The following is a 24,543-nucleotide window of genomic DNA, read 5'->3' on the forward strand; positions in this document are numbered from 1 at the left end:
CAACTCAGTTTTACCAGTTGTTCCATGGCAATCACTCAGTTTTTTGCAACTTTACCGCTGACAAGTCCAGGTAATATCCCAAAACATTATGAATCCTTATTGGAACAAATGAGCTACTTTAAGCTTCCACCAAGGCGGGAAGACAGAACTTACCCAAGGTGGGTAAAGCCAAAACCCAGAAAGTATCCACATAAAAAGAACAATGCCAGTCAGCTTAACTGACTGGCATTACTCTTAACAGAGGCTTTTGTTTAATTAGCGCAAAGCGTTTATTTTTCGGCTTCTGCGATTTTCACTTTCCAGACATCCGGGCCGGTCTGGTGCGCGTTGACACCATGAGAATCAACTGCCACAGTCACCGGCATATCTTCGACTTCAAATTCGTAGATAGCTTCCATCCCCAGATCTTCAAATGCCACCACACGGGCTTTCTTAATCGCTTTTGCAACCAAATAAGCTGCACCACCGACAGCCATCAGATAAACCGCCTGATGGTTTTTGATCGATTCAACCGTAGCAGCACCGCGCTCAGCTTTACCAATCATGCCCATCACGCCGACATCTTCAAGCATCATGTCTGTGAACTTATCCATGCGTGTTGATGTTGTCGGACCTGCCGGACCCACAACTTCATCACCCACGGCATCAACCGGACCAACGTAATAGATAAACTTGCCTTTCAGATCAACGCCTTCCGGCAGACCTTCCCCATTGTTTAACATAGTCTGGATACGTTTATGGGCTGCATCGCGTCCAGTCAGAATTTTGCCTGACAAGAGCAGGGTTTCACCGGTCTTCCATTGACGGACATCTTCTTTGGTCACCTGATCGAGATTGACACGACGGGTGTTCTCGCCCGCTTCCCAAGTGATATCCGGCCAGTCTTCCAGTTTTGGCGGCACAAACTCAGCCGGTCCGTTACCATTCAGTGTAAAATGAATATGACGGGTTGCTGCACAGTTCGGGATCAGGCAGACAGGCTTCGATGCAGCATGAGTCGGCGCGGTTTTGATCTTCACATCAACCACGGTGGTTAAACCACCCAGCCCTTGAGCACCAATCCCCAAGCGATTCACTCGGTTGAAGATATCCAGACGCAACTCTTCTTCGGCATTTTGCGGGCCGCGATCAATCAGCTCTTGAATATCGATATGTTCCATCAAAGATTCTTTTGCCAGTACCGCGGCTTTTTCTGCTGTACCACCGATACCGATGCCCAACATCCCCGGCGGACACCAGCCAGCTCCCATCGTTGGTAATGTTTTTTCGACCCACTCCGCAATATCGTCTGACGGATTGAGCATCACCATTTTCGTTTTGTTTTCAGAGCCGCCCCCTTTGGCTGCAATCTGAATTTCAACCTGATCACCGGGAACCATGTTGATATGAACAACAGCCGGTGTGTTGTCACGGCTATTGATCCGTTTTCCTGCCGGGTCATGCAGCACAGATGCACGGAGTGGGTTTTCCGGATTGGTATATGCCTGACGAACCCCTTCATCAACCATTTCCTGTACCGTCATATCCCCTTCCCACTGAACATTCATACCGACATTGACGAAACACGTCACGATACCGGTGTCCTGACAGATTGGGCGATGTCCTTCGGCAGACATACGAGAGTTAATCAGGATTTGGGCGATTGCATCTTTCGCGGCCTGACTTTCTTCGCGGTCATAGGCTTTCTTTAATGCCTGAACAAAATCAAGCGGATGGTAATAAGAGATATACTGAAGCGCATCAGCCACACTACTGATAACATCTTCTTTCCGAATTAGCGTCATTGCTTACCTCATTATGTTTATGCTTCCGGAGTTATTTCAGACGACAGACAATCTGACTTTAAAGTGTCAAAAACTGTCATTTACCGGAGATTTCACGGGCTTATATTACTTATAGTCATTGCTTTTTATGATACTCTTGGTTACACCAACAAGCTATGCGACGATTGGACTTTTCGTCACAGTTTATACAAATGAACAGCCATGAAGAATGCAACTGACCGATACATTGAACACAAATCACTCACATATCATCCTCGGCTCGCCATTGAGTATTTCTCTCGCATTGAAAACCTGCCTTGGTCGATGCTGTTGCGTTCTCCGGCGGAACATACCGACAGCCGCTACGATATCCTTGTTGCTCAGCCCTCTGTCACGCTCAAAACACACGGGGCGGAAACTCACATTCAAACCAGTGACAGCCAAACGTCATCAGCGGATGATCCATTTGAGTTACTGACCCGTTATCAAAATCAATATGCTCCACCTCTTGATACAACTACCGCATATCCTTTTGTCGGCGGCGCACTTGGCTATTTTGCTTATGATTTGGGACGACGGATTGAAAATTTACCCGCACAGGCAGCCCAAGATATTCAGCTGCCAGAAATGGCAGTTGGGATTTATACTTGGGCATTGGTTGTTGATCATCGTCAGCAAACGGCGGCATTGGTCGGCGTCGGGATCGACGCTGCGGAACAATGGCTCACAACACAACAAGCGGTTGAACAACCCACGTTTCGTTTGACATCTGACTGGCAGGCGAACATGACTCAAAACGAATACCGGGATAAAATCAACACGATTCATGACTATCTGCATGCCGGAGACTGCTATCAAGTCAACCTGACGCAACGTTTCCAGGCTGGCTATACCGGCAGTGAATGGCAAGCCTATCAACAATTGGAAAATGAAAACCGCGCCCCGTTTTCTGCTTATCTGCGAGTCGAGGAAGGTGTGATTTTAAGTATCTCTCCGGAGCGCTTTCTGCAATATAAAGCACCGATTATTGAAACAAAGCCCATTAAAGGCACGATGCCGCGTAGTGCAGATCACTGCCTTGACCGGCAATATGCACAAACATTAGCCGCATCGGAAAAGGATCAGTCCGAGAATCTGATGATTGTCGACTTATTACGCAATGACATCGGCCGGGTGGCAAAACCCGGTAGTGTCCATGTCCCTCAATTATTTGCGATTGAAAGTTTTCCGGCGGTTCACCATTTAGTCAGCACTATCCAAGCAGAGTTAGAAACTCATTACACTTCAGCAGATTTGCTGCGAGCCTGCTTCCCGGGGGGATCAATTACCGGCGCCCCGAAAATTCGGGCAATGGAAATTATTGAAGAACTGGAACCCCAGCGCAGAAGTGTTTATTGCGGGAGTATCGGCTATATCAGTCGCGATGGCCAGATGGACACCAGTATCACGATTCGAACCCTGATTGCCACGAAGCAACAACTTTATGTCTGGGCCGGTGGCGGTATCGTCGCCGATAGTGAGTGTGACAGCGAATATCAGGAAACATTTGATAAACTCAGTCGCATATTACCGATATTATCATCAAATCAGCCACAACGAGACTGAAGATGCACCTGACCCGAACAACGATATTAAGAGACTTTCAACTCCGTCAGCCCAGCGACTATGCCTCGGAATCATTGTCGCGAACCAAACATCTTAGTGGGCAAAACTTACGCCAAGCTGCGGTATTGGTTGCTTTTGTTGAACGCTCAACGGGGTTGAATGTCATCTTTACCAAACGGGCGGCGCATCTGAAACATCATCCGGGTCAGGTCAGTTTTCCCGGTGGCAAATGTGAACGATGGGATACATCCGTCTACGCGACGGCGATTCGAGAAGCAACCGAAGAGATTGGTCTGACTCAGCAACAGGTTGAATTAATCGGCTGTCTGCCGGCATTAAAAACTGTCAGCCGCTTTTCCGTGACACCGGTTGTCGCATTTGCCTCTCCCCATTATCAAGTCACCATGGATCCCAATGAAGTTGCAGAAGTATTTGAAGTGCCCGCAGATTATTTACTCCATCCCCGTAATCTTCACCATGCCACATTTGTCCTGAAAAATGCCCGCCACCGGGTATTTGCGATCCCTTATCAACGACATTTTATCTGGGGTGCAACTGCTCAGATCGTTCATGCCTTACAACAACAGATCAATGCGCAAGCCTATCATTCAGAAACATAGTAGCAATTGAACGTGGAATGTAGTATAAGTTGATGCACATCAACAACTTACCTATCACAATTTTATCCTCTGAATATAGGATTGAACTCATTTTATCCAGATAGTTGGAAATCTCCCCATGAACAAAAAATATTTTTTACTCCTCCCGTTATGTTTCGCCTCCTTCTATGCCAGCTCAGCCGCAGAAAAAGGCACCTATTACATGGGATATCTCCATGAAGATATCAACCAAGGCGGTGTTTTTGAACTTGGCGTCCGTGTTCCGACGTCGCAGTTTACGGAATTCAATGTTGCCGCAATGTGGTTTGCCCACGATCAAAACCTTTATGAAGGGCTTAATGCCGGATTTCATCTGACGACGGGGACACCCGTTTTAAAAGGCTATATGGGGGCTGGCTTGTTTTCCGGACAAAATAAAATGTGCGATAAACAATATAGCAATGTAAACAATCGTTATGATTATACCAATTGCGATTCAGATCTGACGGTCGGGGTTTATCCTGAAATCGGGGTTGAACTGTCACTTTTCCGGCTGAAACTGGCGACCTACGCCCGCTACTATAAAACAGCAAACAGCGGCAAGAACGAATATCGGATGTATGGCGCATACCTCGGGCTGAGTTTTTAGCATTTTGAGGCTGTTCATATATCCTAAAAATAACCGCAGATTAAGTAGATTATCAGTTGTGTAGACGGGGGGAGTCATGTACTCTCCTCCGCAATTTCATCCTGCTCAGACGAAATCACTGACTGCCATGCGAGATGAAATCATTATTTGCTGTTATTTATTGATATAAGCTGTTTGTGAGTACGCCATCTATGATTAGTGTTTTTGACATTTTTAAAATCGGCATAGGGCCATCAAGCTCTCATACGGTAGGGCCAATGAAGGCCGGGAAACAGTTCATTGACGAGCTATACCAGAAAGCAATTTTACCCAATGTGACCAAGATTACGGTTGATGTCTACGGCTCTCTGTCGCTGACAGGGAAAGGCCACCAAACCGATACCGCAACCATTCTCGGGCTGGCTGGGTATAGCCCGGAGTCTGTAGAAATCGATCAGATTCCCCACTTTATCCGTCAGGTCGAACAGACGGAAAAACTCCCGATCACCTGCTATGACCATCAGGTTGATTTCCTCAAAGCGGATGGCATGACTTTTCATACCAGTAATCTGTCTCTGCACGAGAACGGGATGAAAATTCACGCTTGGCAGAACGATGAACGACTCTACTCTAAAACATATTATTCAATCGGCGGTGGGTTCATTGTCGATGAAGAAAACTTTGGTCTGTCGATCGAATCATCTGATGAAGTTCCCTACCCTTATATCAGTGCTTCAGAATTAGTCACTCAGTGCCGTGAATCGGGCTTATCCATCAGTACACTGGTGTTAGAAAATGAAAAAGCGCTGCGAAGCGAAGAAGAGATTCATGCGCATCTGAGCAAAGTCTGGCAGACCATGAAAGACGGTATCGCCAGAGGTATGAAAACCGAAGGGATTCTGCCCGGGCCATTACGCGTGCCTCGCCGTTCAGCCGCGCTCAACCAGCAGCTTCAAACATCTGAGCGGACGTCGAACGATCCGATGGCGGTCATTGACTGGGTGAACATGTATGCATTTGCCGTCAATGAAGAAAACGCTGCCGGGGGGCGCGTCGTTACCGCACCAACCAATGGTGCTTGCGGTATCGTCCCGGCGGTACTGGCCTACTACGATAAGTTTATTCAGACGGTACATGAACAAGATTATATTCGCTATCTGGCAACCACCAGCGCAATCGGCGGGCTCTACAAACGCAATGCATCGATATCCGGTGCAGAAGTCGGTTGCCAAGGCGAAGTCGGTGTGGCTTGCTCTATGGCCGCAGCGGGTCTGGCTGAGCTATTAGGCGGGAGTCCGGAACAAGTGTGTATGGCTGCGGAAATCGCTATGGAGCATAACCTCGGTCTGACCTGTGATCCGGTGGCCGGTCAGGTTCAGGTTCCCTGTATTGAAAGAAACGGGATTGCCGCGGTGAAAGCCATCAATGCCACACGGATGGCATTGCGACGTTCTTCTGCTCCCCGGGTTTCTCTCGATAAGGTCATCGAAACCATGCTCGAAACCGGCAAAGATATGAACGCGAAATATCGTGAGACTTCGCAAGGCGGTCTGGCAGTCAAAGTGACTTGCTAGAAGCTGTTGCGAAACTGAGCTGAATATATTTAGGTACCAACTAAAACGCCCTTCATCATGAAGGGCGTTTTTTAGTCTGCGTCACTGTGATCAGGCCGCTTACTCATTCCGCGGTTATTCACCGCGATAGACACACCCTGCTGTGCAGGTTTCTTTCACTTCAATTTGACTAAGCAATGGCAGGTTCGGCTTCAGCTCATGCCAGATCCACCGTGCCAGCACTTCACTGGTCGGGTTTTCTAACCCTTCAATCTCATTCAGATAATAGTGGTCGAGGCGTTGGTAAATGGGGTTAAATGCAGCCTTAATATCTGCAAAATCAATGACCCAGCCTGTCAGAGGATCAACCTCTCCCTCAACGGAGACTCGAACCAGAAAAGAGTGCCCATGAAGACGCCCACATTTGTGGCCTTCCGGAACATGGGGCAGATGATGGGCGGCTTCAAATGTAAACTCTTTATATATGATCATCTCAAACTCTATAAATATCAATAACTTAAAATAAAAACAAACAAGTTATTATACGCGAAAAAGAGCTATTGTCACATGCTAAAATTGTGCAAATTAATATAACCGTCAGTTGGTAATGTCAATCGCAGCAAAACACCATAAAAAAATCCCCGAACAAAGTTCGAGGATTTTTCAATTGGGTAACTCGTGTCTGTTAAGTCAAGTACAGTGCTGAGTGATCAATACTCAACCACCACATCCCCTTGCGGTACACTACAGCAAGACAAGATATATCCGTCTTCAACATCTTCGTCTGTGATCCCACCGTTGTGGGTCATTTCGACATCCCCTTTGAGTTTTTTCACCTTACAAGTCCCGCAGATCCCCATCCCGCATGCTTTAGGAATGGTCAGCCCCACTTTGGCAGCAGCGGAATGCACGGTTTCTCCCGGTGCAATCTGGACGGTTTTGTCGCTGGCCGTAAACGCAACTTCGATCATTTCGCTTGGGAGAATCGCTTCCGCTTCTTCAGCAGCAATTTCCGCATCATGAACAGCCTGCTCTTCAACAACATCCGGTGTCGCGCCAAAGGCTTCTTCATGATAGTTACGCATGTCAAAACCGAAATTTTCCAGCATGGTCCGCACCGCAGTCATATAGGGGGTCGGGCCGCAACAGAAAATTTCCCGTTCCATAAAATCAGGCGCCATCATCTGCATTTTTACTTCATCGAAGAATCCCCGGTATCCTGACCAGTTCTGCCCTGACTCAAGTCTTTCGCAAATCAGGTGTAGGTTGAAATTAGAAATGCGCGAAGACATAAACTCCAGTTCGCGATGGAAGATCAAATCACGCGGTGTTCTGGCACTATGGACAAATACAATATCGACATCCGTATTGGTATCGTAAGCCCAGCGAGCCATAGACATCACAGGCGTAATCCCAACGCCGCCGGATAACAGCAAAATCTTTTCTGCCGGAAAGTCGATACTGTTAAAGTTGCCGACCGGGCCATGAACCGCCAGCTCAAAGCCGACATCCATATTGTCATGTAACCAGTTTGATACCAGACCACCCGGCACTCGTTTCACCGTAATAGAAAAACTGTAAGGAACGGATGGCGGGCTTGATATCGTATATGAGCGAAAGATTTGCTCTTCAGCAATCTCAAGTTCTAATGTTACGAATTGACCCGGTTTAAAGAAAAACATAATTGGCTGATCAGCCATAAAACAGAATGTTTTGGTATCCCACGTTTCTTGTATAGTCTTCACACATCTTACAATATGACGACCATTACTCCATGTCTGTGTCGTGACGGGAATAAATGCATTGCTCGTGGCAGGTGTGTTGTTCGGGGTATTCATATCCGGCATCTCCGCAACGGTGTTATATAGTTATATCCCTCCATGGAGGTTGATCGTATTGTTCAGGTATAAGCAAAAATGCATTTATCTCTCAACGACGTCCTATTGTCTAATACAGTCATTTATTTTGATTTTTTTTTCTTGTTGTCTCAAACAGCATCATTGGATGTCGTGTATAGACTCTTCTCTAAGAATGTAAACGTGCAGGATACGCAAAGACATTAACTCATTCCCTTATTTTTTTTAGGGCGGGGATTGAGTATGTAGCAAGGAAGCCCGGCTCGGGTACAAACACTAACCCCCTGAAAAGAAGATAGAAGCAATGACACAGAATGATTTACTCAATATTAGCTATGCAAGTTTGGATATAGCCCGCGATAAAATGACCGAACTACTGAGTGAACGTAAACCGAATTACTCATTACCACGTCCTTTATACAATGATCCTTTGATGTTCCGGATTGATGTGGAAGAGATCTTCCAGAAGGAATGGTTGTTTGTCGGGATGACGAGTGAGATTCCCAGTAAAGGAGATTACTTTACTGTTGAAATTGCTCAAAACCCGGTTCTGATTGTCCGCGATGCCGATGGTTCCGTAAATGCTTTTCACAATACCTGCCGACACCGGGGCTCGCGCATCTGTCTCGAACATCGAGGAAAAGTCGCCAACCTTGTCTGTCCTTATCATCAGTGGACATACAACACCAAAGGCAACTTACTCTTTGCCGGCACAGAAATGGGTGATGATTTTGATATGTCACAGCATAAGCTGCGCGCGGTTCACTGTAAAACCGCAGGCGGCTTTATTTTCATCTGTCTTGGCGAAAATCCCCCTGAATCTGACTTCGATGAATTTCTGGCGACACTCGAAGAATACATGGAACCGTATGATGTTGAGAACACCAAACTGGCGGTTGAATCGAACATGTATGAAAAAGCCAACTGGAAGCTGGTACTGGAAAACAACCGTGAATGTTATCACTGTTCAGGCAGCCACCCGGAGCTGCTAAATACCCTGTTGGAATGGGATGATACCAATGACCCCCGCGCTTCAGAAGAATTTCTGACTCACTATCAACGTATGGCCAGTGAATGGGATGCCGAAAAAATTCCGCATGAGCATAAAAGCTTCGGCACACGTAACCGTCTGGTGCGTATGCCGCTCAAAGAAGGCACAGAAGTGATGACCATTGATGGCAATCAAGGCTGTGAAAAACTGCTGGGACGGATTAAAAACCGTCAGCTCGGCTCACTACGGATTCTGCATTTGCCAAACTCATGGAACCACATGCAAAGTGACCACTTTATTGTCTTCCGTGTTCTGCCGATTTCAGCACAGGAGAGCCTGGTCACCACCAAATGGTTCGTTCACAAAGACGCGCTTGAAGGACAGGACTACGATCCCGAGCGACTGCGTCAGGTCTGGGATGCCACCAATGATCAGGATCGTATTCTGGGTGAAGAGAACCAACGCGGCATTAACTCCCTTGCTTACCAACCGGGGCCTTATTCTCAAACCTTTGAATTTGGGGTGATCAACTTCGTTGACTGGTATTCAGATCGCGTTCTGAATAATCTGGGAGAGAAATAAACGCTTCTGATTCGTTTGAGTTTGTTTCGTTTTCGAGCCGCATTAGCGGCTCGTTTTGAAAGGAAGCGTGATACAGGATGAGGCATATCAACAACCTATCTCCCCTATTTAAGTTTTGATGATACCAGATGCATCAGGATATGGGAGTTTGTAGCACAAGCGAGTGAAAACGATTGAGTGATAAGTTTTTCTCAAAGAGAGTTGTTCGCAAACTTTACCAATGTAATTTACATGTAACATGATATAACTCACATTTGGACGAAAATAAGTTAGATACAATCGGTTAAAATAAGAACAAGATCAAAAAAATAAAAATATCTTGCCAGATTCGATGATAATAATAAATTACTTGGTGGAGCAAATTTGTGAAAGATTCAGAGATTTTAGTCCGATGTCGTGGCTGCTATATTTGTGACTAGAATACCTGTGACTGGATTAAAAAATCATTACTTTTAAAGATTTTTGAATTGTTCCAATAGCGCTGATGAATTGTGAACAACTCATAACATTAATATGAATATAAATTAGTATAAGCTATATAACGGGAGTGATATAAATCACGAATTCTTGTTTACTTCCTTTAATTTTGAAAATAAATTCGTTATAACCCGTATTAAATAAGAGATGCATCATTAGATGCAAACGGGCGTGTTACTGCTAAGCAGGCAAGACCTGGAATGGACAAGAAATTGTCTTTCCAGGTCTTTTTTTTGTCAAAAAAAAAGGATAACTGATGAACTACGAGAATTTAACAAAGTCCATCTTGGAATATGTCGGCGGTAAAGAAAATATATCGAATGCTTTACATTGCTCAACTAGACTCAGATTGGAACTTAAAAACTCTTCTAATGCTGATTTAGAAAAAATAAAGAAAATCCCAGGTGTTATGGGCGCTGTATATAGTGGCGGTCAATGTCAAATTATTATAGGAAACAATGTAAGTACTGTTTTTCAAAACCTAACTGATTCTATTGGTGGTAGCATTGAGAAAACAGAAATTAAATCAGAAAAAATGGACCTTTCATTTAAAGGAATATTTAATAAATTTGCAGCTGTAGTCACTGGTATTTTTCAACCGATTATACCTGCAATTGCAGCGTCAGGCATGTTAAAAGCACTACTTTTGCTCTCAGTTTCTCTAGAATTAACAAGTAAAACTAGCCAATTTTATTTAGTAATGAGTTTCATTGCAGATGCCGCATTCTATTTCCTCCCTTTATTACTTGCATTTTCTTGTGCTCAGAAATTTAAAACAAATCCTTTTGTTTCTGTAGCTTTAGCTGGTGTATTAGTTCACCCGAAACTAATTGCATTGATGGGTTCTGGAACGCCAATTGATTTTATTGGTTTCCACATCCCTTCTGTTTCATATGCATCTTCAGTGCTTCCAATTATTTTTTCAATATGGTTGATGTCATATATTGAACCGCTTGCAGATAAAGTATCTCCAGGGGCTGTCAAAATTTTCATGAAGCCTTTATTGGTACTAGTGATTGTCGCACCAATAGCATTAATTATTCTTGGCCCTCTTGGTAATTATTTGGGACAGGGATTATCAAGTGGCGTTTTCTGGGTACAAAGTAAAGTTGGTTGGTTAGCTGTTGCATTATTATCAATATTCATGCCACTGATTGTGATGTTTGGAATGCATAAAGTTTTTTATCCAATCATATTTGCAGCGATGGCAAGTCCGGGGTATGAGACATTAATTCATAGTGCGATGCTCTCTTCAAATATTGCTCAAGGTGCAGGTGCATTAACTGTTTGGTTTATGGCTAAAGACGCCTCATTGAAACAAGTTGCATTACCCGCAGGTATCTCTGCATTATTTGGTATTACAGAGCCCGCATTATATGGCATACATTTAAAATTAAAACGCCCATTGTTAGGTTGCATGGTCGGTGCTGGTTGCGCTGGAGCATTTGCTGGACTTGTAACATTAAAAGCTTATGCGCCGGTAGGACCAGGCTTAGCCTCTTTACCGATGTGGATCGGTGAAGGAAATAATTTCTACTACGCATTAATTACTCTTGGCATATCACTGATTATTACACCAATTGCAGTAACGCTGATTGGTTTTGATGAAAAATAATTATATCTAAAGACATTACAAACACACTAGAAAAGGTAAGCTATGAACATTAAATTAAATACTCTCGCTGTCGCTATTTCACTTGTTTCTATCGCGCCACAATTACAAGCATATCAACTTATTAAGGATAATGATAATGATGTAAAATTAACTGGCATGGCGTATGCCGGACATTTCTTTGGTAATGAAAAAAATAGTGCGAACTATGGTAGTAATAACTTTTTAAGATTTGGCGTAGATGCTAAAACAGCCATCGATGAAAAATTGACTGCCATAGGTAGATATGAGGCTCAATTTAAATTAAATAACCCGGATAGTGAGCAAAATTTTGCATCAAATGTAAACAGCTCAGATAATAGAAATGCTGGTGATGCACAAGGCACGAACATTCGTACCAGATTAATTTTTATTGGGCTTGGTGTGAAGGATATCGGAACATTTACATTTGGCCGTCAATGGAGTCCTAATGCAGATACTTTCACTGGATGGACAGATATTGGCTATACAGATGGATATACAGGCGCTGCTTTAGGATTGGGGACTGACCGTTTTGCATCAGCAAGAGCAAGTGATGTATTGAAATATTCTGGCGTATTCGGGAAAGCACATATTCTAGCAAGTTATAAATTTAAGACTAAAAGAGATACGAGTACCCTAGATAAAGACAATAGCGCGTATAATTTAGCGATGACGTATGATTTACCAATGCATATGTCTGTCGGCGCTGGATTTATAAATGGTAATCGTCCTCAAAGTACAGCAGGTGTCAGTACGAGTGATCCTAAATTATATTTAACAGGTTTAAAGTATGATGATTCTTCTTGGTATGCTGCCGTAACTGCTTCTAAGGGAACTGATTTTCTAACGAATGGTGTAGATCATAAAGGTATAGAAACTGCATTACGCTATACTTTTACCAATGGTTTCGGGTTACTTACTACTTGGGAAAAACAAACTGTTGATGTCAATGGGAAAAGTTTAGATTCTCATAATTCAACAACATTGGGTGCTATATACAACTTCAACCAACATTTGAGTGTATCTTTTGAATACCGCATTAATAGCCTTGACAAAAATGCTTGGGATCCTGCAGCGGTAAGAGCATATGGTGATTATAGTAAGACTTCAGGCTCATATAATTCAGAGGCTGTCGATGCTGCTGATGATTATCAATTTGCCGTCAAATATTTATTTTAAAACCCCCAGCCATAATATGCTAGTAAGTTAAAAAATTAATCACATTATATAATGCTATAGTTAATTTTATCTTTATCTATATAAAAATAAATATATAGGGCGTGCTACTATATTCTCAGGCAAGTCCCGAGTAGAGTATTACATCTTGATACTCTACTCGGCATTTTTATTTTTTGGTAATTTAAGATAAAGCACATCTATTATGTTAATTATTTATCCAATGATATTGGTTGTGTATAAAATAGATTGTTCATCACTCTATATTCCTTAGGTTTAATCATATGTCGATCACGATCTGTAGTTTTACACTGAATTGAGTTGTTCTAAAACTATGCTGTATCCCATTCATAAGCTAAAGAATATTTTTCATTTGACCATTAAGGCATGAACTCTTGATATTCGACTAATTCCTCGGATTGCCCTTCTTGCACCTGACCGTTTGAGCGTTGCATCAGTAGTTGCTTCACCAAAATAGCATAAACAAACATCATGGGGAGTCCTGCCTCTAATGAGGGGAATAAAACTGGCGGCTCCAGCAGATAATATTTTCCACATCCGGCAGGAGGATACCATCATCTTCAATCCGGTCGATGGTTTCCCAGAAAGAACGTAATTCAGGTTCGTCAGCGTGATTTAACCAAGCCCCGATTTGTACTTTGAGCTGATCACTATCTATCTCTTCGTGACTGGCCACAATTCCGAATTTCCCTATCATGAAAGTGAAATCGTCCATGTCGACCAATTCGGCATACATCATCATTTCTCTCCTTGGTATTGAATTATCAGGGGGGCAACCGCCCCCCCTGATAAGATGACATTATTCAGTATAAATGTTTCTCTGTCGCCAGCCCCCGATAGAGGCTCCAGCACATCAAAATCAGCACCAGCGTAAATGGCAATCCGGTGGTTATCGCACCGGCTTGTAGGGCTGTCAGTGCCTGATCGCCTCCGCCCAGCAATAACGCAATTGCGATCACGCCTTCCAGCGATGCCCACAGAATCCGCTGCGCGGTCGGAACATCAGTTTTACCGCCGGCAGTAATGCTATCGATCACCAGCGAACCGGAATCCGAGGATGTTACAAAGAACAATAACACCAACACAATTCCCAGTGTAGAAAGTAAGAACGTCATCGGCAAGTGATCAAACATCTGGAACATCGCTTTAGACACATCACTGATGCCATTCGCCAGTTCACCGACACCATGAGTTGCTTGTTCAAGAGCGGTACCACCCATGACACTCATCCATAAAACCGTGACTAACGTCGGGATCAGTAATACCGCAGTCACAAATTCACGCACTGTCCGGCCTTTGGAAACCTGAGCGATGAACATGCCGACAAACGGTGACCAAGAAACCCACCACGCCCAGTAGAATACAGTCCAGCCATGGAACCACTCGGTATCTTGCCGGCCGACCCAGTTAGAAAGCGGAATAAAGTTTTCGACATAGCCTTTGGTAATGGTGCCGACCGTCTGGAAAATTGACAGTGTCGGCCCGACAACAATCACCAGTGCAATCAAGGCCCCGGCCATCAGCATATTGATATTACTCAGGATTTTCACCCCGCCATCCAGCCCGCGAGAGACGGAAATAATCGCAATCATGGTTACGACGACAATAAAGGCAATTTGAGTACCGAGACCGTTGCTAATGCCAAAAAGGTGGCTGAGCCCCCCGGCAGCCTGCTGAGCGCCAAACCCCAGTGACGTTGCCAGACCAAAGATGGTGGCCAGTACAGCAAGGATATCAATAATGTTACCAAGCGTTCCCCAACAACGTTTGCCGAAAATCGGATAAAACACAGACCGGATCGTCAGCGGCAGCCCCTTGTTATAGGCAAAAAATGCCAGCGCCAGACCAACAACCGCATAGATAGCCCAAGGGTGTAGTCCCCAATGGTACATTGTTGCGCTGAGCGCCAATGTCCGGCCATCTTCGGTTCGCGGTGCGACATTCAGCGGCGTGCCGTACCAGTCCGTATAATAAGCAACCGGCTCGGCAACACTCCAGAACATCAGGCCAATGCCCATTCCGGCAGCAAACAACATACTGAACCAGGATAAAGTTGAAAACTCCGGTATTGCATCAACCCCGCCGAGGCGGATTTTACCGACCGGTAAAACCAACAATATCAGACAAAAGAGTACAAACAGGTTACACCCTGCCATAAACAGCCAGTCAAAATGGTTAATCGACCAGCCCCGAGCTTGTGTCAGAACTGTTTTTGCTCCTTCCGGGAAAATCAAAGTAAGGATAATAAATAACAGTATCAGACTAACGCTGATACCGAATACGGGATTGTGAATATCCAACCCCCAAATCTTAACATTGTCCTGCCCGGCACAATAATCAGTGTCATACTTAATCCGTGACACGGGCTGGCGACGTTTTGGAGAATCTATTGTCGTTTTCATTCGATCCCTCATCAATTCCATCTGTTTTCATTATGGTTATATACAGACGTTCGCTTTTCATCCGGTGAGTTCCTGTCACCGGAATGAGCTTGCTATTTCTGTCGAATGACGCCTTCTTCAAGCAATACATCAAACACCGCCTTAGCCATATCACTGATCGGCTGATCTTTCATGACCTGACCACCTGAAGACGTCGTTTTTGCAGTCGCAGCTTTAAACCGGTCTGCTGCTGTTTTGGCTTTCACCACTTTCAAACGTTTTACTTTCGCTTTCGCGGGTGTTTCCTCCCAATTGATTGACTCCTGATCGAGTGTCACGCTCTCGACCTGACTAACGTCAATTTCCGCACGGCGGGCAATACCGAAGGCACTTTGCCTTGGCAGCGGCGCCGCAATATCTACACTGGCAACAAAAGGTAAAGACACACTCAAGGCACGTCTCTGCCCCCTGGGCAAAGCCTGTAACACCTTCGCCTGCCCGTTTTCAATCGAAAGAATTTCTGCAATCCCCACCACAACCGGACAGTGAAGCTTTTGAGCGAGAAAGAAGGGTAATAATCCTGACGACTCTCCGCTTTCAGCTCGCGTGCCCGTCAGAACGATATCCGGCATATCTTGTTGCAGATACTGCGCTAATGTATCAATCGCATCGGCCTGAGGTTCCTGTGCCAAAACGCGAATCCGGGATAATCCCATACCACTGTAATAGCCAAGCGCCGGATGCGCCGGGTCTCCGGCATGAATCACTTCCAGTTCACTCCCGGGGAGGTTCAGTGCCAGCTCGACAGCTCTGGCGTCGGTCATGGCACGGCGCGGACGACCGGAATCAGGATGAGCACCAATCGAGACCAGCGTTTTAACCATGTATGATTTAGGTGAATCAGGCTGCATCTTTAAGCTCCTCTTTTCGGTGGTCTTCGATCAGCGCAATCAGTGCTGCCAGCAACTCGTTACTGTCAGCAATAACACTCAAATCAGCCCGTTTAACCATGTCACATCCGGGATCCGTATTGACTGCAATCACTTTTTCACATTTACCGATTCCCTGCAGATGCTGAATTGCACCACTGATCCCGACAGCGATATAAACACGAGCCGTCACCCAAGAGCCGGTCGCGCCGACCTGTCTGAAACGCGGCATAAACCCGTCATCCACGGCCACACGGCTCGCCCCTTCTGTGGCACCGAGCACCTGTGCAGCATGATGGAACTGCTCCCAATCATGAATACCGTTACCGGCAGACAAGATGAATTCAGCCTCGGTCAGAGGCACAGATTGCGGATCGATAGCAACCTGTCCCAGATCGGCAATCGCCGCCTGAATCTGTGCTGTATGCTCAAGCCCGACTTCAACTGCCTCGTGCCGGGTTTCATCAATTTGTGGCGCGCACTCTTCTGCCAGCAGCAGACACCGGGGGGTCGCCCGTTTAATATCACTCCGGCCTCCGGCGCTGCGACAGACCGTCTCTTGTACGTTCACCTGCCACGCTTGTGTCGCAGGACGTTCCTTGATCAGAGCCGTCAGGCGGGCACCCAGTTCAAACCCTCCGGAAATGCTATCCGGGAACAGCCAGTGCTTCGGTGAATATTCCGCATCAACCTGTTTGAGTGCTGCGGCTTTCTGCTCAGGGCAGTAACCTGAATAGATGTCATCAGCCAGATGGAGCAGCCGGTCTACACCGGCAGTATCAAATTGGGGCTCACGATGTGCGCCAAACACAACCGCCATCACTGCCCCGGCACCACCATGCTGTTGTACCAGTTGGTGCGCCAGTCCCAAAACATCGCGATCATGGCTGCTTAAGCGGCCTCCCGGCATATCCGGTACCACCACAATGTAATATTCGGGGTCAGAAACCGTATGTAACGGTAGCTGAACTTCGGCTGAAGCGCCCTGTGAACGTACTGAGAATGCCGGTGCGCCGCTGCCGTGCAGACGGTCAATACGTTTGATCCCATTCGGCCCGATAAAACCAACCCGGTGCGGATAGCGGCGTATGAGACCGCTCGAGCCTCTCTCCTCTGTCGGTTGAGTGACAAAGCTGTCATGCTGCGGATGAAGCCGGTTACGCATAATCCATTCGACACGACGATCACGGCGTACAATTATTTCACTCATAGCTCCTCCTACACCGTTACTGCCTGAGTGTCCGGTGTCCATACACCGGCACCGGCTGCATCGCTTTCACTCGTTTCGAGTAATGCTTCGGCAACCAGCTCAGCGATATCTTTGACTTCAGGTCTTGGCTCAACCACACCTTCGAGCATGGCTGTGCATTGCTGACAACCGACGGCAACCAGTTCTGCACCGGTTTCACGAATATCATCCATCCGCATATCCGCGATCCGACGTTCTCCGGGAATATCGGTGATCGGTGCGCCACCGCCGCCGCCGCAGCAGCGTGAACGGAATCCCGAACGTGCCATTTCACTGACCTCAATTCCCAACTGTCCCAGAACGGCACGAGGTGAGTCATATTCACCGTTATAGCGCCCCAGATAACACGGGTCATGGTAAGTCACTTTGCCGCCCTGATAAGGACGCAAACGAATCAGACCTTTCTCCGCCAGTTGATTGATAAACGTGGTGTGATGCCAGACTTGATATTGCGGTGACTGACCTTCAGGGTAGAAATCCGGATACTCATTTTTCAGACAGTGAAAGGCATGAGGATCGGTCGTCACGATGCAGTTGAACTCATACTTTTCCAGTGTTTCGATATTTCGGCGCGCCAAGCGCTGGAAGGTTGCATCATCTCCTAAGCGACGCGCGACATCACCACTGTCGAGCTCTTCATCTCCGAGAATCGCAACATCAATCTTGGCTGCTTTAAGTATCTGAACGAATGCTTTGAGAATCCGCTGACTGCGCATATCAAATGCACCATCAGAGACCCAGAACAATACATCCGCTCTTTTGACATCAGCCATCAGATTCAATGATTGATCCGCAGCCCAGTGCGACCGACGCTGTGGGGCGTAACCACTTGGATTGTCGGTATAGATCAGGTTTTCCAGTACCTCGACGCCTTTTTCCGGTGTCTGACCTTTTTCCAGAGTCAGGAAGCGACGCATATCGACAATCGCATCGACATGTTCAATCATCATCGGGCACTCTTCGACACAAGCCCGGCAAGTGGTGCAAGACCACAGGGTTTCTGAGTTCAGCACCCCACCAACGATCGGTTGATGCGGATCACCTTGCGCATGACCGACTTCTTTGCCCGGATACGGGCTACCGGCGTAATGCCGATCAGTCCCGCCAGCCAATCCGACAACCATATCCTGAATCAGTTTTTTCGGGTTCAAAGGCTGACCCGCAGCAAATGCCGGACACATCGCTTCGCACTTGCCGCACTGCACGCAGGCATCAAATCCCAGTAACTGATTCCATTTAAAATCGGACGGATTTTCTACACCGAGTTTATCGGCTTCGAGATCAACGGGTTTCAGCCCGGTTGAGCGCCCGCCGCCAAAACGCTCCGGCCTGCGGTGAAATGCCAAATGTAACGCACCAGCAAAAGCGTGTTTCATCGGACCGCCCCAGCCCATCCCGAAAAACATTTCTCCCACGCCCCAGATAATCGCAACCAGCAAAACGGTCACAATGGCCCAGTGACTAAACTGTTCCGGCAGAATCCCTGAGACCGGTAAGGTCACCATAAAAAAGCTGACTGAGAACATCAGTAAGCTTTTCGGCAACCGCATCCACGGCCCTTTCGATAGTCTTGACGGCGGGTTCAAACGACGGCGGAACACAAACAGTGCACCGGTAAACATCAGCGCCAGAGAAGCAAGTAACAGATAAGAGAGAATTTCTTGAGCAACACCAAAGACGTGAACCGCAAATATCAGCAGGACTGACAGAACAAACCCACCGGCTGTCGCGACGTGGGTATTGGACATCACTTTATCGCGGGCAACCACATGGTGCAGGTCAACCAGATAACGCCGCGGCATTGCCAACAACCCGCTGATAACGGCAACCGGAGATGCCTGTCCCCGTAACCACATACGAACCCGTCTGACCATACCGATAACCGCCAGCACACTGGCGGTTACCACTAAAACGGGAAGCAACCATTCAAGGTTCATAGGCACCTCCTTAGAGATCTTTACACAAACGTAATGCGTCGTAGATCGCAGCGTGAACGTTACGTTGTGACACACAGTCTCCCAAACGCCACAGGATCATGCCTTTGTCACTTGAAGACAGCACCGGCTGAGGTGCCGCAGCAAAGAGCGCTTCATTATCAATCTGACCTTTATTGACGGAGTCAGCTTTCAGCTCGTAGTACAGCTCTTCATTCGGGCGGACACCGTTTTCAACCACGATCTGATCGACAACGCGCTCTTCTCTCTGACCGGTGTATTCATTTTCCAGTACCGCAACCAGGTTATCCCCTTCGCGGTAGACTTTTTCCAGCATCAGATCCGAGGTCATGATGACTTCTTTTTCATACAAACTGCGATAATAAGTCGGGAAAGTCGTACCACCGATACCAACGCCCGGTTTGATATCATCGGTCACTAACTCAACCAGTGCCCCTTTCGATGTCAGGTAATCCGCTGCTGACATGCCGGAGAACTCGCAAATGGTGTCATAAATCAGCACATTTTTACCCGGTTCAACCGTGCCGTTGAGGATATCCCAGCTTGAAACCACCAGACCTTCTTCCGCTCCCCATTCAGGGTTTTGATCGATAAACGGACGCCCACCGGTCGCCAAAATACACACATCCGGCTGCATTTCCCGCACCATCTCGGCACTCACCGTCGTGTTTAAAATAATTTCAACGCCCAGACGCTCCAGCTCCATCACCAGCCAGCGGGTAATCCCGGCCATCTGATCACGTTGCGGTGCTTTCGCGGCAATGGTGATTTGTCCGCCCAGTTCCTCACCTTTCTCGATCAGTGTGACCTGATGACCACGCTCGGCAGACACACGAGCCGCTTCCAGCCCGCCGGGGCCCCCACCGACAACCACGACTTTACGAACAGAACCGGTGGTTTTTTCAATGATATGAGGCAAACCCATATATTCACGGGAGGTCGCCGCGTTTTGAATACACAGCACATCTAAGCCCATGTACTGACGGTCAATACAGTAGTTTGCTCCGACACACTGGCGGATCTGATCGGTCTGATCTAACTTGATTTTGGCAATCAGATGCGGATCGGCAATATGGGCACGCGTCATGCCGACAAAATCCACATAACCGCCTTCAAGAATCCGTTTCGCCTGATTCGGATCTTTAATGTTCTGCGCGTGAATGACCGGCACAGAAACCACTTCTTTAATCCCGGCAGCCAGATGGAGGAACGGCTCAGGCGGATAACTCATGTTCGGGATAACGTTAGCCAGTGTATTATGCGTATCACAGCCCGACCCTACGACACCGAAGTAATCAACCATGTTGGTCGCATCATAGTAAGCTGCGATTTTTTTCATCTCTTCGTGATCAAGGCCGTCCGGGTGGAATTCATCACCGGTAATCCGCATCCCGACCACAAAGTCAGGCCCGACTGCTTCGCGAACTGCTTTCAGCACTTCCATCCCGAAGCGCATTCGGTTTTCAAACGTACCGCCCCACTGATCCGTGCGTTTATTGACCCGCGGAGACCAGAACTGATCAATCATATGCTGGTGAACAGCGGAAAGTTCAACACCGTCAAGACCGCCTTCTTTCGCCCGTACGGCAGCCTTGGCGAAATCACCCACGATGCGCCAGATCTCTTCTTCTTCAATGGTTTTACAGGTTGCGCGGTGAACCGGTTCACGAATCCCTGACGGTGACATGAGACTTGGCCAGTTTTCACCGTCCCAGCGTGAGCGTCGTCCCATGTGGGTAATCTGAATCATGATTTTACCGCCATGCTTATGCACGGCATCGGCAAGATTTTGGAAATGAGGAATGATTCTGTCTGTTGAAAGGTTGACCGAACTCCACCAACTTTGTGGACTGTCGATAGAAACCACACTGGAACCGCCACAAATACAAAGACCGCAGCCACCTTTGGCTTTCTCTTCATAATATTTGACATAGCGATCGGTTGTCATCCCGCCGTCAGTTGCATATACCTCGGCGTGCGCGGTACTGACGATGCGATTACGAATCGTCAGGTTATTGATTTTTAATGGTTGGAACAGAATATCAAACTGAGACATGCTTCACCTCTATACCAGCCTTATCTCCGACCGGATAAGGCTGTCTTCCTTGACTAATACTTTCTGGTTATCAGTACTTTTGTATTTATATGTGTGTTATCAGGCCACAGGCGAGACTTCAAAGATGCCATAGTCACACCCATCTTCTGCTGCGCTCTGAACCTGTTCTGCCTGAGTTTGTACCGAATAACCCAGACTTTGCGCGATTTGGTCAATCGCACCGGCAAACCAGCCCGTAAACATATAGTCAACTTTACGGTTCACTTTGCCGTACTGATAAACAAATGCTGAATTATCCAGACGTACCCGTGCGGTGCCTTCGGCAATATTCAAATGCTCAATGGTGAAGATACCCCAGCCGCGCTGAGATAAACGGTTCATATAATGCTCGAACACCGCATCACCTTCGATACCGTGTGCCTGTGCTTCTTTTTCACACCAGTAGTAAGCCGATTTGTAACCTGCTTTATAGAGGATTTGTGCATAGCGCTCTGCCCCCATTTCTTCTTCGATTGCCATATGATTGTTGACGAAGAAATGGCGCGGTACGTAGAGCATCGGTAGTGCGTCGGTCGTCCAGACACCGGTCTCATCATCAACCAGTATCGGCATTTCAGGTGCGTGTACTCCCATGTCGGATTCTCCTTTCAATTCAATGTTAAACGCTGTAAAGGTGGTTTATTCGCCCCACACGTCACCTAAAACACGCAGCCAGTTTTCGCCCATAATTTTCCGAACCTGAGTCTCAGTAAAACCATGGCGTAACAGTGCGTCAGTTAAGTTAGGAAACTCACCAAGGGTACGAATACCTTCCGGGTTGATAATCTCGCCAAAATTAGTCAGGCGACGGGCGTAGCCCTTGTCGTGAGTTAACCATTCAAAAAAGGGCTGGCCATGACCTTGCGTAAAATCGGTCCCGATTCCGATTTGATCCTCGCCAACCAAATTAAATATGTAAGCAATGGCTTCAACGTAATCTTCAATGGTTGAATGAATGCCATTTTTCAAAAACGGTGCGAACATGGTGACACCGACAAAACCACCGTGATCAGCGATGAACTTAAGTTCCTGATCGGATTTATTACGGGGATGATCTTTGAGTCCGCTGGGGAGACAGTGGGAATAGCAGACCGGTTTTTTCGACGCGAGAATCACTTCTTCTGAAGTTTTTGCGCCCACATGGGACAGGTCACACATCACGCCGACACGGTTCATTTCCGCCACGATTTCATGTCCGAAACCGGATAAACCGCCATCACGTTCGTAACACCCGGTACCAACCAGATTTTGCGTGTTGTAACACATCTGGACAACGCCAACACCGAGATCTTTGAAGACCTGTACATAACCGAGCTGGTCTTCATAAGCGTGCGCATTCTGGAACCCCATCATCACCCCGGTTTTGCCTTCCTGCTTCGCCCGGCGAATATCGGCGGTGGTGCGTACTTTAGTGATAATATCGCTGTTTGCTTCAATCAGATTATTCATCTCAACGATATTATTCACCGTATTCTGAAAGCCTTCCCAGACTGATACTGTGCAATTTGCCGTCGTGATTCCGCCTTTACGCATATCTTCAAATAAATCACGATCCCATTTCGCTATCACAAGTCCGTCGATAACGATCGCATCATCATGCAATTCCCTTGAGTCCATTTTTCACCTGATTCATTTCACTGTGAGCTTGGTACTCAGAATAGGTATTACTGCAACTGAGGAGTGTTCTGAAAACGTCACTCAGAACACCTTTTGCGTAACCTGAAGCGTCGTTTTCAGGGCGTCGTTTTCAGGTCATCGTTCAAATGCACTTATTCAATTGAGGATATGCGAGGGATTGTTCCGCCAGACAGACGAAAGCCGCCGGGAGACCCGGCGGCTTTGACAGGAAAACGGCTAAAATCAGACCAGAACCGAGCCATAAGTCGGTTCGTATTGCGCTTCATACAAAGCACGTGAAGAGCGAAGACTCGGCACTTCAAACACAGAAATGTCTGCCTGGACCGGATTATCTTCAACCACATCCGGCGTCAGTATTACATTTTCGAGTTCGGTCTCACCATGACCGAGACGTTCAGCCCGGGGTGAAATACCAATATGAATCCGATAACATTTACTGAAATGCGGAGATGAAACAAACCCGCAAGCCGTTGCGATATCAATAATTGACATCGATGTCTGACGCAACAATTGTCTGGCTCTGAACAGTCTCAACTTCAGATAGTATTTTGACGGCGGACACTGCAGATACTTCTGGAACAGACGCTCTAACTGTCTGCGCGACAGTCCGACATATGCCGCCAGTTCATCCAGCTCAATCGTTTCCTCAATGTTGGCTTCCATCAGCGTAATGGCTTCGACCAGTTTCGGTTGTGCCGTCCCCAAAACATGCCGGAGCGGAATGCGCTGATAATCGGTTTCGCCCCGAATTCTGTCGCAAATAAACATTTCAGAAATACTGGCAGCCAACTGATGACCGTAATCACGTTTGATCATGTTGATCATCATATCCATCGGTACCGAGCCACCGGTACTGGTCATGCGATCACGATCAATCACAAACAAATTATTGGTGCATGAAACCCGGGGATATGCTTCTTGCAATGCGGCAATACATTCCCAATGTGCACTACATTCATAACCATCCATCACGCCGGCATCAGCCAGCAGATAAGGGCCGGTACAAACCCCGCCCAGATTGATATGCTTGCGTGCCAAAGATTGAACCCAGCTCACCTGACGACGTGTATAACTACGGGTAATATTCACGCCACCGACAACAATCAATGTATCCAGCTTCGGTGCTGCATTGATTGATGTGTCCGGAGTTACAGTAATGCCATCACTCGCCGAAACCGGCTCCCCATCTTCTGTGATCGTATACCAATCATAGAGTTCTTTACCACTGAGCTGGTTGGCCATTCTCAACGGCTCAACCGCTGACGCCAAGGCAATCATGGTAAAATTGTTTAACAATAAAAAGCCAATACGACTAACTTCCTTTTGCGGATATTCTTTTTTGAGCGAGCTATTTAATAATGCTGACATTGCGCGACTCCATTTTGCTTGTAATAGTGGAGATTTTTAACAAT

Annotated in this window: 19 protein-coding genes and 1 pseudogene; 8 read left to right on the top strand and 12 right to left on the bottom strand. The window is 46.8% G+C overall.

Annotated elements, in window-relative coordinates:
• A pseudogene (locus VR7878_RS21280) lies at positions 1-222 on the top strand (IS4 family transposase); the annotation flags it as partial.
• Positions 223-269: 47 nt separating this feature from the next.
• Here the strand turns inward: VR7878_RS21280 and VR7878_RS00145 are convergent.
• Positions 270-1,784 carry a fumarate hydratase gene (locus tag VR7878_RS00145; RefSeq protein ID WP_077332274.1) on the bottom strand — a complete coding sequence of 505 codons (1,515 nt, stop codon included), beginning with the start codon at positions 1,782-1,784 and terminating at the stop codon, positions 270-272.
• 201 nt (positions 1,785-1,985) lie between these two features.
• On the opposite strand from VR7878_RS00145, the gene pabB reads away from it, so the two are divergent.
• The 4 genes from pabB to VR7878_RS00165 all read left to right on the top strand — a co-directional run bounded on the left by pabB (position 1,986) and on the right by VR7878_RS00165 (position 6,169).
• The gene (pabB, locus tag VR7878_RS00150; RefSeq protein WP_077332275.1) at positions 1,986-3,368 is read left to right on the top strand and encodes an aminodeoxychorismate synthase component 1; all 1,383 of its coding nucleotides are present in this window, start codon (positions 1,986-1,988) and stop codon (positions 3,366-3,368) included.
• Positions 3,369-3,370: 2 nt separating this feature from the next.
• Positions 3,371-3,988 carry a CoA pyrophosphatase gene (locus tag VR7878_RS00155; RefSeq protein WP_077332277.1) on the top strand — a complete coding sequence of 206 codons (618 nt, stop codon included), beginning with the start codon at positions 3,371-3,373 and terminating at the stop codon, positions 3,986-3,988.
• A gap of 118 nt (positions 3,989-4,106) precedes the next feature.
• Positions 4,107-4,616, top strand: coding sequence for a hypothetical protein (locus VR7878_RS00160; protein WP_077332279.1), 510 nt, complete (start codon positions 4,107-4,109; stop codon positions 4,614-4,616).
• A gap of 191 nt (positions 4,617-4,807) precedes the next feature.
• Positions 4,808-6,169 (top strand): L-serine ammonia-lyase, encoded by a 1,362-nt coding sequence (locus tag VR7878_RS00165; protein WP_077332281.1) that lies wholly within the window; start codon positions 4,808-4,810, stop codon positions 6,167-6,169.
• Between the two features lie 114 nt (positions 6,170-6,283).
• Here the strand turns inward: VR7878_RS00165 and queD are convergent, their stop codons facing one another.
• The gene (gene queD, locus VR7878_RS00170) at positions 6,284-6,640 is read right to left on the bottom strand and encodes a 6-carboxytetrahydropterin synthase QueD (RefSeq protein WP_077332283.1); all 357 of its coding nucleotides are present in this window, start codon (positions 6,638-6,640) and stop codon (positions 6,284-6,286) included.
• A 218-nt stretch (positions 6,641-6,858) separates the two neighbouring features.
• Positions 6,859-7,986 carry a glycine betaine monooxygenase reductase subunit gene (gene gbcB / locus VR7878_RS00175; RefSeq protein WP_077332362.1) on the bottom strand — a complete coding sequence of 376 codons (1,128 nt, stop codon included), beginning with the start codon at positions 7,984-7,986 and terminating at the stop codon, positions 6,859-6,861.
• 322 nt (positions 7,987-8,308) lie between these two features.
• Between gbcB and gbca the strand changes: the two genes are divergently transcribed.
• The 3 genes from gbca to VR7878_RS00190 all read left to right on the top strand — a co-directional run bounded on the left by gbca (position 8,309) and on the right by VR7878_RS00190 (position 12,866).
• Positions 8,309-9,577: a glycine betaine monooxygenase oxygenase subunit gene (gene gbca / locus VR7878_RS00180; protein ID WP_077332285.1), complete on the top strand. Its 1,269-nt coding sequence runs from the start codon at positions 8,309-8,311 to the stop codon at positions 9,575-9,577.
• A 733-nt stretch (positions 9,578-10,310) separates the two neighbouring features.
• Complete coding sequence (locus VR7878_RS00185) at positions 10,311-11,669, top strand: PTS transporter subunit EIIC (RefSeq protein ID WP_077332287.1); 1,359 nt, start codon at positions 10,311-10,313, stop codon at positions 11,667-11,669.
• A 42-nt stretch (positions 11,670-11,711) separates the two neighbouring features.
• Positions 11,712-12,866: a porin gene (locus VR7878_RS00190; RefSeq protein WP_077332289.1), complete on the top strand. Its 1,155-nt coding sequence runs from the start codon at positions 11,712-11,714 to the stop codon at positions 12,864-12,866.
• Between the two features lie 505 nt (positions 12,867-13,371).
• Here the strand turns inward: VR7878_RS00190 and VR7878_RS00195 are convergent.
• The 9 genes from VR7878_RS00195 to gbdR all read right to left on the bottom strand — a co-directional run bounded on the left by VR7878_RS00195 (position 13,372) and on the right by gbdR (position 24,499).
• Positions 13,372-13,623 (bottom strand): hypothetical protein, encoded by a 252-nt coding sequence (locus VR7878_RS00195; RefSeq protein WP_077332291.1) that lies wholly within the window; start codon positions 13,621-13,623, stop codon positions 13,372-13,374.
• A 64-nt stretch (positions 13,624-13,687) separates the two neighbouring features.
• Entirely contained in the window at positions 13,688-15,286 is a 1,599-nt protein-coding gene (locus VR7878_RS00200) for a BCCT family transporter (protein WP_077332364.1), read from the bottom strand.
• Positions 15,287-15,378: 92 nt separating this feature from the next.
• Complete coding sequence (gene etfB, locus VR7878_RS00205) at positions 15,379-16,176, bottom strand: electron transfer flavoprotein subunit beta (RefSeq protein WP_077332293.1); 798 nt, start codon at positions 16,174-16,176, stop codon at positions 15,379-15,381.
• Positions 16,166-17,404 (bottom strand): electron transfer flavoprotein subunit alpha, encoded by a 1,239-nt coding sequence (gene etfA, locus VR7878_RS00210; RefSeq protein ID WP_077332295.1) that lies wholly within the window; start codon positions 17,402-17,404, stop codon positions 16,166-16,168. The genes etfB and etfA overlap by 11 nt, the downstream gene beginning before the upstream one ends.
• Before the next feature lie 8 nt (positions 17,405-17,412).
• Complete coding sequence (locus VR7878_RS00215; RefSeq protein WP_077332297.1) at positions 17,413-19,380, bottom strand: (Fe-S)-binding protein; 1,968 nt, start codon at positions 19,378-19,380, stop codon at positions 17,413-17,415.
• A gap of 10 nt (positions 19,381-19,390) precedes the next feature.
• Positions 19,391-21,454 (bottom strand): dimethylglycine demethylation protein DgcA, encoded by a 2,064-nt coding sequence (gene dgcA, locus VR7878_RS00220; protein WP_077332299.1) that lies wholly within the window; start codon positions 21,452-21,454, stop codon positions 19,391-19,393.
• 99 nt (positions 21,455-21,553) lie between these two features.
• On the bottom strand, positions 21,554-22,087 hold the full coding sequence (locus VR7878_RS00225; RefSeq protein WP_077332301.1) for a DUF5943 domain-containing protein: 534 nt from the start codon (positions 22,085-22,087) through the stop codon (positions 21,554-21,556).
• A 45-nt stretch (positions 22,088-22,132) separates the two neighbouring features.
• Positions 22,133-23,110, bottom strand: coding sequence for a dipeptidase (locus VR7878_RS00230; protein ID WP_077332303.1), 978 nt, complete (start codon positions 23,108-23,110; stop codon positions 22,133-22,135).
• A gap of 243 nt (positions 23,111-23,353) precedes the next feature.
• On the bottom strand, positions 23,354-24,499 hold the full coding sequence (gene gbdR / locus VR7878_RS00235; protein WP_077332305.1) for a choline metabolism transcriptional regulator GbdR: 1,146 nt from the start codon (positions 24,497-24,499) through the stop codon (positions 23,354-23,356).
• Between the last annotated feature and the right edge of the window lie 44 nt (positions 24,500-24,543).

The organism is Vibrio ruber DSM 16370, assembly GCF_900163965.1.
Taxonomy (GTDB): domain Bacteria; phylum Pseudomonadota; class Gammaproteobacteria; order Enterobacterales; family Vibrionaceae; genus Vibrio; species Vibrio ruber.